At 73.7% G+C, this 6,964-nt stretch carries 5 protein-coding genes; 3 read left to right on the top strand and 2 right to left on the bottom strand.

The window, feature by feature from the left end:
* Nucleotides 1-144: 144 nt before the first annotated feature.
* A complete protein-coding gene (locus tag ACIBEA_RS31950; protein WP_399266675.1) occupies nucleotides 145-1,098 on the bottom strand; it encodes an EamA family transporter in 954 nt (317 codons plus the stop codon).
* 118 nt (nucleotides 1,099-1,216) lie between these two features.
* The gene (locus ACIBEA_RS31945) at nucleotides 1,217-3,925 is read right to left on the bottom strand and encodes an FAD-binding and (Fe-S)-binding domain-containing protein (protein WP_399266685.1); all 2,709 of its coding nucleotides are present in this window, start codon (nucleotides 3,923-3,925) and stop codon (nucleotides 1,217-1,219) included.
* Nucleotides 3,926-4,099: 174 nt separating this feature from the next.
* Between ACIBEA_RS31945 and serC the strand changes: the two genes are divergently transcribed.
* The 3 genes from serC to ACIBEA_RS31930 all read left to right on the top strand — a co-directional run bounded on the left by serC (nucleotide 4,100) and on the right by ACIBEA_RS31930 (nucleotide 6,919).
* Nucleotides 4,100-5,218 carry a phosphoserine transaminase gene (gene serC, locus ACIBEA_RS31940; RefSeq protein ID WP_399266674.1) on the top strand — a complete coding sequence of 373 codons (1,119 nt, stop codon included), beginning with the start codon at nucleotides 4,100-4,102 and terminating at the stop codon, nucleotides 5,216-5,218.
* Nucleotides 5,219-5,511: 293 nt separating this feature from the next.
* Entirely contained in the window at nucleotides 5,512-6,306 is a 795-nt protein-coding gene (locus ACIBEA_RS31935) for a hypothetical protein (protein WP_399266673.1), read from the top strand.
* Nucleotides 6,299-6,919, top strand: coding sequence for a class F sortase (locus ACIBEA_RS31930; RefSeq protein WP_399266672.1), 621 nt, complete (start codon nucleotides 6,299-6,301; stop codon nucleotides 6,917-6,919). The genes ACIBEA_RS31935 and ACIBEA_RS31930 overlap by 8 nt, the downstream gene beginning before the upstream one ends.
* Nucleotides 6,920-6,964: the final 45 nt, after the last annotated feature.

Genomic DNA, 6,964 nt, shown 5'->3' with positions numbered 1-6,964 from the left:
GGAGCGACATCGCGCAGCGACGCGACGAAGGAGCGCCCTTGACAGGTCGCCCCGGCACGGAGAGACAGTCGAACTGACGGGCAGCCCCCGGAACCCCACCGACCCCGCCCCACCCGAAGCCCCCGCCCCCGCGGCGAAGCCGCGCTACCCCCGCTTGCGGGTCGTCTGGGCGCGGACCGCGCCCATGCTCGCCGCGATCACCAGGGCGATCGCGAGGGCGTCCAGCGCGGAGAGGGCCTGGTGCAGGATCAGGAAGCCCGCGGTCGCGGCGATGGCCGGCTCCAGGCTCATCAGGATCGCGAAGGTGGGCGCCGGCAGGCGCCGTAGGGCCAGCATCTCCAGCGTGTACGGCAGCACCGAGGACATCACCGCGACCCCGACGCCGAGCGCCAGCGTGCTGGGGACGAGCAGGGCCGGGCCCGCCTCGATGATGCCGAGCGGCAGCGACAGCACCGCCGCGACCGCCATCGCCAGGGCGAGGCCGTCGGCCTGCGGGAAGCGGCGGCCCGTACGGGCGCTGAAGACGATGTACGCCGCCCACATCGCGCCCGCGCCCAGCGCGAACGCGGCCCCGACGAGGTCGAGGGAGCCGAAACCGCCGCCCCCGCCGTGGCCGGAGAGCAGCACGATGCCCGCGAGGGCCAGCCCCGCCCACAGCAGGTTCACCAATCGCCGCGAGACGATCACGGACAGCGCGAGCGGTCCGAGCACCTCCAGGGTGACGGCCGGTCCGAGCGGGATCCGGTCCACCGCCTGGTAGAACAGCCCGTTCATGGCCGCCATCGTGATCCCGAAGACCACCACCGTGGTCCAGTCGGCGCGCGCGTACCCGCGCACCTTGGGCCGGCAGATCAGCAGGAGCACGATCGCGGCGGCCGCCAGCCGCAGCGTGACCACGCCCGCCGCGCCCGCGCGCGGCATGATCATGACCGCCAGAGCCGCTCCGAACTGCACCGAGAGCCCGGCCGAGACGACCAGCGCGACCGGCCCGAACCGGCTCGTACCGCCCGCGGGCGCGGGCGTCGAGGGGATGACGGAGGCGGCGGGCGTCGAGGATGCGGAGGGGGCCGGGGCGGGCGCGGGGGAGGGTGCGGACATCTCTCCAGGCTAAGGGGTTGGTAAGGAGTCTGGCTCTATGTGTTTCCTTACAACCGTGTTTCCCGCCCCTGTTTCCGACCCTGTGGCCGTTCCTGTTTCCGCCCCTGTGGCCGTTCCCTCACAGCCCCTCCGCCAGGAGTTCCGCCAGGTGCAACGCCCGCTGCCCGCCCAGCTGGGCGATCTGGGTGCGACAGGAGTAGCCGTCCGCGAGGACCGCGGTCCCCGCGTCCGCCGCGCGCAGCGCCGGGAGCAGCTGTTCCTCGGCGCAGGCCACCGACACCTCGTGGTGGCCCGGTTCGAAGCCGAAGTTCCCCGCCAGCCCGCAGCAGCCGCTGCTGAGCCCGCCGGCCAGCCCGGCCCGTTCGCGCAGTCGGCGCTCCGCGCCGTCGCCGAGGACGGCGTGCTGGTGGCAGTGGGTCTGTCCGACCACCGCGCGGTCCAGCCGGGGCGGCCGCCACCGCGGGGCGCGCTCCTCCAGCACCTGCGCGAAGGTCCGTACCGACGCGGCCAGCCGGGCCGCCCGCGGGTCGTCCGGGAGCAGCGCGGGCAGGTCGGTGCGCAGCGCCGCCGCGCAGCTGGGTTCCAGGACGACGACGGGGGCCCGTACGCCGCTCCCCTCGTCCGCCGCACCCGGCCCACCGACCGGATCCACCGCGTCCAAGGTGCGCCGCAGCACCGCGCGCGCCCGGTCGAGGCGGCCCGTGGACACGTACGTGATCCCGCAGCAGAGCGCCGTCGAGCGGCCGCCGGCGCGGGACACCCGTAGCCCCGCCGCCTCCAGGACGCGTACGGCGGCCCGCCCGACCTGCGGGGACAGGTGTTCCGTGAAGGTGTCGGGCCACAGCAGCACCTCCGGGCCGTCCGCCCCCGGAAGGTCCGCCCCCGGGCCGCCCCACTCGCGGCCGAACGGCGCCCGCGCCAGCTGCGGCAGCGATCGTTCCCGGGCCAGCCCCGGCACCGGCACCACCCGCCCGACCGCGTTGACCAGCGGGGCGGCGCGCAGCGCGGCGATGAGGCGCAGCCACTGTGGGAGCCCGCCCATCGTGTAGTGGGCCAGCGGTCGGATCCGGCCCGCCCAGTGCCGGTGCAGGAACTCGCTCTTGTAGGTGGCCATGTCCACACCCACCGGGCAGTCGCTGCGGCACCCTTTGCAGCCGAGGCACAGGTCGAGGGCCTCGTGCACCTCGGCCGAGCGCCAGCCGTCCGTGATGATCTCGCCGGCCAGCATCTCGTGCAGCAGCCGGGCCCGGCCGCGCGTGGAGTGCCGTTCCTCCCCCGTCACCCGGTACGAGGGGCACATCACGTCCGCGGCGGGCCCGGTGGACCGGCACTTCGCGACCCCGACGCAGCGGGCGACCTCCCGGGCGAGCCCGCGCGCGGACCCGAGCCCGCCTTCGGCCCCGGACGCGGCCCCCTCCCCCAGCGGCAGCACCGCGAAGCGCAGGTTCTCGTCCAGAGCGGCCGGGCGGGCGAGCATGCCGGGGTTCATGCCGCCGGCCGGGTCCCACACGTCCTTGTACGCGCCGAAGAGGCGGACCAGCTCCGGTCCGTACATCCGGGGCAGCAGTTCGGCGCGCGCCTGGCCGTCGCCGTGCTCCCCCGACAGCGAGCCGCCGTGGGAGACGACCAGGTCGGCGAGTTCCTCGGAGAAGGTCCGGAAGCGGGCCACGCCCGCCGCGGAGACCAGGTCGAAGTCGATGCGGACGTGCACGCACCCCTCGCCGAAGTGCCCGTACGGCGTTCCGCGCAGCCCGTGCGCGGCGAGCAGGGCCCGGAACTCGCGCAGGTAGGCGCCGAGCCGGGCGGGCGGGACCGCGCAGTCCTCCCAGCCGGGCCAGGCCATTCGTCCGTCCGGCCCCCTCGTCGCCGTGCCCGCGGCGTCCTCGCGGATCCGCCACAGCGCGCGCTGTCCGGCCGGGTCGGCGATCACGCGCGCGTCCAGCGCGTCGGCGGCCCGTACGGTCTCGCGCGCGGCGCCCGCGTCCCGCGCCTCCACGAACAGCCAGGCGCCCCCGCGCGGCAGCGATCCGGCCTCCGCGTCCCCCACCAGGTCCGCCGCCATCCCCTCCACGGTCAGCGGCCCCAGCGGCAGCAGCCCCGCGGCCGCGTCCGCCGCCGCGCCCTCGTCGGCGTAACCGAGCACCACGAGGACCGGCGCGGGCGGCGCCTCCACCAGGCGCACGACGGCCTCGGTCACCACCCCGAGCGTGCCCTCGCTCCCGCAGAAGGCCCGGGCCAGCCCCACGCCCCGTTCGGGCAGCAGCGCGTCCAGCGCGTACCCGGAGATCCGGCGCGCGAGGTCGCGGGGCATCCCGGTGCGCAGCGGTTCCAGGTTCTGCGCGACCAGGTCCCGCAGCCCGGTCGGGGCGCCGGCCCAGCCGGTGCCGATCCGGTGCGCGGCGCCCCCGTACGTGGTGACCGCGAGCTCGTGCACGTTGTCGGCGGTGGTGCCCCAGGCCACCGAGTGGGCCCCGCAGGCGTTGTTGCCGATCATGCCGCCGAGGGTGCAGCGGGAGTGGGTGGAGGGGTCCGGTCCGAAGGTCAGGCCGTGCGGGCGCGCCGCGTCCCGGAGCCGGTCGAGGACGAGGCCGGGCTGGACCACCGCCGTCCGCGCGGCCGGGTCAAGCGACACCAGGGCGTTCATGTGCCGGGTGAGGTCGAGCACCACGCCGGTCCCGGTGGCCTGGCCGGCGATGGAGGTGCCGCCGCCGCGCGGGACGACGGGCACGCCCGCGTCGGCGCACACGCGCAGGGCCGCCGCCACGTCCTCGGTGTCGCGCGGGGCGACCACGCCGAGCGGGACGCGGCGGTAGTTGGAGGCGTCCATGGTGGTCAACGCCCGGGCCGCGGCGCCGAAATCCACCTCTCCGCGCAGCTCGACCCGCAATGCCCGTTCAAGATCCCCGGTTCCCGTCACGCGAACACCCTGCCACCGTCCCCGCGCGTCTCACCGGGTGGACGCGCCTCCGAGGGGCGGCCCGGTACCGGATACGCTCCGCTCGTGGCCGAGATCCAGATTCCCGCTGACATCAAGCCCGCCGACGGACGTTTCGGCGCGGGCCCCTCCAAGGTGCGGACGGACGCGCTGGACGCGCTGGCCGCCACCGGTACCTCCCTCCTCGGAACCTCCCACCGACAGGCCCCGGTCAAGAACCTGGTCGGTTCGGTGCGCCAAGGCGTCCGGGACCTCTTCTCCCTCCCCGAGGGTTACGAGGTGATCCTGGGCAACGGCGGCTCCACCGCCTTCTGGGACATCGCGACCGCCGGTCTGATCGAGCGGAAGTCCCAGCACCTCACCTTCGGCGAGTTCTCGTCCAAGTTCGCGACGGCCGCGAAGCTCGCGCCGTGGCTGGACGCGCCGTCCGTCATCTCCTCCGAGCCGGGAACCCACCCCGAGCCGGTCGCCGAGGCGGGCGTGGACGTGTACGCGTACACGCACAACGAGACCTCGACGGGTGTCGCCGCGCCCATCAAGCGCGTCGTGGGCGCCGACGAGGGTTCACTCGTCCTGGTGGACGCGACCTCGGGCGCCGGCGGCCTGCCGGTGGACATCACCGAGACCGACGTCTACTACTTCGCCCCGCAGAAGTCCTTCGCCTCCGAAGGCGGCCTGTGGCTGGCCGCCTTCTCCCCGGCGGCCCTGGAGCGCGCGGCCCGCGTGCACGCCTCCGGCCGGCACATCCCGGAGTTCTTCTCGCTGCCGACGGCGATCGACAACTCGGTCAAGAACCAGACCTACAACACCCCCGCGCTGTCCACCCTCTTCCTGCTGAACCAGCAGCTGGAGTGGATCAACAGCCAGGGCGGACTGGACTGGGCGACCGCCCGTACGGCGGCCAGCGCGGCCAACCTGTACGGCTGGGCCGAGGCGTCGAAGTACGCGGAGCCCTTCGTCACGGACGCCTCGAAGCGCTCGTCGGTGATCGGCACGATCGACTTCTCGGACGACATCGACGCGGCCGCGATCGCCAAGGTGCTGCGCGCCAACGGCATCGTGGACACCGAGCCGTACCGCAAGCTGGGCCGCAACCAGCTGCGCGTGGCGATGTTCCCGGCGATCGACCCGGCGGACGTACTGGCGCTCACCGCCTGCATCGACCACGTGATCGAGAAGCTCTGACCGTACGGGCCGCTCCGAACGAGCCCTGCGCGACCCCCGGTGACGATCCGTCGCCGGGGGTCGCGCGTTGTGGGGCGCGGGCCGGCCCACCTCCGGGACTTTGGTCCCAAAAATCAGGGCAAAGAGCCCGCAAACGGACCACCCCGATCCCCGCGCCCGCCTGCGGATTCACCCCGCGGGACCTTCGGCAGGGCCCTCCTCCACCGGTCCGGAGCCCTGCAACCGAGCACCCCAGGATGTCCCTCATGTCTGGTGTGCCGGGAAAAACCCCGGCCCGTTCAGGAGGAAATCCCATGCGCAAGGCACTTACCTTCTCGGCGATCGCCCTCGCCTCCTCGATGGCCCTGGCGGTCCCCACCGTCGCCTTCGCCGCCGATGCCAGCCCGACGGCGTCGAGCAGCCCCAGCCCCAGCAAGGACGCCCACGCCGCGCCGGTGGCCCTGAAGCTGTCGACCTCCGCCGCCAAGCCGGGCGACTCCATCTCGCTCTCGATGGAGGTGCCGGACGGTTCGACCAACCTCCACATCTCCTCCAAGGCGCTGGACGACGTCAAGATGACCGACGGCCGGGGCGCCACCGCCAAGGTCGCCAAGGTGGCCGCGGGCAACTACGGCGTCTCCCTCACGGGCACGGGCCCCGACGGCAAGAAGCTCGACGCCACCGCCCAGCTCACCGTCAAGTCCGGCAACCCGGACCCCAAGCCGCAGCCGTCCACCCTCCAGCTCTCCACCGACTTCGGCCACCCCGGTGACAAGGTCGTCGTCACCCTCAAGACCACCGAGAAGAACGCCTCCGTCACGTCGGACGCCTTCGGCGGCAAGGTGAACCTGAAGAACGACGGCAAGGGCACCTGGACCGGCACCGCGACCGTCGCCAAGGACGTGAAGACCGGCTACTACGGCGTCGACGCCTTCGCCGGCGGCAAGAAGTTCGACACGGTCAAGTTCTCGGTCGAGGCCAAGGGCAGCAAGGGCGACCACGACCTGAAGCCCCTGAACCCGAGCGAGCACAAGAAGCCCAAGGGCTCCGTGAACACCGGTCAGGCCCCCGTCGGATACGTCGCCGAGGACACCGCGAACAATGGCTGACCAGCTCCTCCCCCGCCAGGGCGGCCGCGCACGCCGCGCGGCCGCCCTGGCGGGCGCCGCCGGCCTCGCCGCCGTCCTCGTCACCGGCTGCTCCGGCAGCGGCGCCGACACCAAGTCCGCCCCTGCGGGCGCCTCGAACGCCTCGGTGCTGGAACCGTCCGTACCGGACCACATCAAGATCCCGGACATCAAGGTCGACGCCGCGCTCGACACGGTCGGCCTCGACGCCAAGGGCCACATGCAGGATCCGGACTTCGCCAAGCCGAAGGACGCGGCCTGGTACAAGGAGGGCCCCACCCCCGGGGAGAAGGGCGCCGCGGCCGTCGTCGGCCACATGGACACGCCGCAGGCCCCCGAAGCCGTCTTCTTCAACCTCAAGCAGCTGAAGAAGGACGAGAAGATCGAGATCCACCGGGCCGACGGCAGCACCGCCGTCTTCGCGGTGGACCGCATCGAGACCTACAAGAAGGACGCGTTCCCCACCGACACCGTCTACGGGGACACGCACGGCAAGGCCGAACTGCGGCTGATCACCTGCGGCGGCAAGCTCACCAACGACCGCCACTGGGACGCCAACGTCGTGGTCTACGCCCACCTCACGGGCAAGGCGTAGGCACCACCGGCACGGTCGGCCCCCGCCCGCGGCCCGGCGCGACCG

It is taken from the genome of Streptomyces sp. NPDC051555, assembly GCF_044454405.1.
Lineage (GTDB): Bacteria > Actinomycetota > Actinomycetes > Streptomycetales > Streptomycetaceae > Streptomyces.
The sequence above is the reverse complement of the archived record's forward strand: the minus strand, read 5'-3'. Positions and strand labels throughout refer to the sequence as shown.